2 protein-coding genes are annotated in these 1,584 nt (G+C 66.5%); one reads left to right on the top strand and one right to left on the bottom strand.

Translation table 11 applies throughout. From position 1 onward, the window contains the following. Nucleotides 1-631, bottom strand: a 631-nt coding sequence (locus tag EOA29_RS35925) for a polyprenyl synthetase family protein (RefSeq protein ID WP_145970027.1), incomplete at its 3' end; no start/stop codon positions are given. 129 nt (nucleotides 632-760) lie between these two features. Here EOA29_RS35925 and EOA29_RS35920 point away from each other — a divergent pair. Then, the gene (locus tag EOA29_RS35920) at nucleotides 761-1,468 is read left to right on the top strand and encodes a transglycosylase domain-containing protein (RefSeq protein WP_126095712.1); all 708 of its coding nucleotides are present in this window, start codon (nucleotides 761-763) and stop codon (nucleotides 1,466-1,468) included. Nucleotides 1,469-1,584 lie beyond the last annotated feature (116 nt).

The raw sequence follows: 1,584 nt of genomic DNA, 5'->3' as shown, positions 1-1,584 counted from the left end.
CGGGCGCGCCGGCGACGATGGCTCCGGCCTCGCAGGCGAAGCGGATCAGCGCGCCGGTCTTCATCGCCTGCAGCCTGATGATGCCGGCTTCGTCCGGGCGCCTGCGCTCGGCCTCGAGGTCGAGCATCTGACCGCCGACCATGCCGCCGGCTCCGGCGGCACGCGCAAGCGCCAGCACGAGCGCTGTCCGGCGCTCGGCCGGCAGAGCGGTCGCCTCGTCGGCGATGATGTCGAAGGCCAAAGTCAGCAGCGCGTCGCCGGCGAGGATGGCGGTCGCCTCGTCGAAGGCCTTGTGCACGGTCGGCTGGCCGCGGCGCAGGTCATCATTGTCCATCGACGGCAGATCGTCATGGATCAACGAATAGCAGTGCACGCATTCGAGCGCCGCAGCAATGCGCATCGCCGCCTCGCCATCGGCGGAAAAGAGAGCGGCACTTTCCATGACCAGAAAAGGGCGGAGCCGCTTGCCTCCGTTGAGCACGCCATGGCGCATCGCCGCCATCAAGCGTTCAGGCCGGGCGATCTCGCCGGAAAGCAGAGGCGCGTCGAGGATCTGCCGGAGCAGGACCTCGATTGCGGCGGCGCGCGCAAAAAACGCGGTTTCGAAGGCCATATGGTCGTCTTTCGTCATGGCCGGGACCGGTAGCCGACACTCAGACATTGCGCAAGAAGCCTGGCAGCTTTATGCCGATTGGGCGCGTGGCACGGGTGGGGCGGCTTGTCGGAACCGATCGTCGAACATGAAATCGAAGGGCTGGACATGGCGCGACCACGGCGCCTGAACCGCGCCGGTCTCAAGCGCCTTGGCCGGCGCTGCCTGGTCGTGGCCATCATTTTGGCGGCGATACCGGTCGTGCTCACCTTCCTCTATTTGCCGTCCTTCGTGCATCCTGTCTCGACGCTGATGCTGAAGGATCTCGCGACTTTCTCCGGCTACGACCGGCGCTGGGTGTCGATCGACGACGTGGCGCCGGTGCTGGCGCATTCGGTGATCATGTCGGAGGATGGGCAATTCTGCTTCCATCGCGGCGTCGATCTCGGCGAATTGCGCGGCGTGGTCGACGATGCGCTTGCCGGCGAGGCAACGCGCGGCGCCTCCACCATCACCATGCAGACGGTGAAGAATCTCTTCTTGTGGTCGCGGCCGCTGGGCAGCGTGCGCAAGGTGGTCGAGCTGCCTTTGGCCGTCTATTTCGACGCGGTGATGTCGAAGCGGCGGATCATGGAGATCTATCTCAACATCGCGGAGTGGGGGCCTGGCATCTACGGCATCGAGGCCGCCGCGCGGCACCATTTCGGCGTCTCGGCCAAGCAATTGTCGCGCCGGCAGGCCGCACTTCTCGCCGTCAGCCTGCCCAACCCGATCGCCCGCAACCCGGCCAAGCCGGGGCCGGGGCTCAGACGGCTCGCCAATCTGATCGAGCGGCGCGCCGGCAGGTCCGGCGCCTATGTCGGCTGCCTGGACTAGGTGTGCCGATATTCAGGTGAGGCCGGCCTGCGAACGGCGGCTTCCTCCGCTTCCGGCCTTCGCCGGCCGGAGCCTTAATTTAGCTGCCACGCCATTCGTGAATGCTTCGGCCGGCG

This window comes from Mesorhizobium sp. M1E.F.Ca.ET.063.01.1.1 (assembly GCF_003998155.1).
In the GTDB taxonomy this organism is placed as follows: Bacteria; Pseudomonadota; Alphaproteobacteria; order Rhizobiales; family Rhizobiaceae; genus Mesorhizobium.
Note: the sequence above shows the minus strand (reverse complement) of the source record. Positions and strands in the feature narration are given on the sequence as shown.

What these genes read in the sequence shown, in the direction of transcription:
- EOA29_RS35920 (WP_126095712.1), top strand. Translation starts at nt 761, where the DNA reads ATGGCGCGACCACGGCGCCTGAACCGCGCCGGTCTCAAGCGCCTTGGC.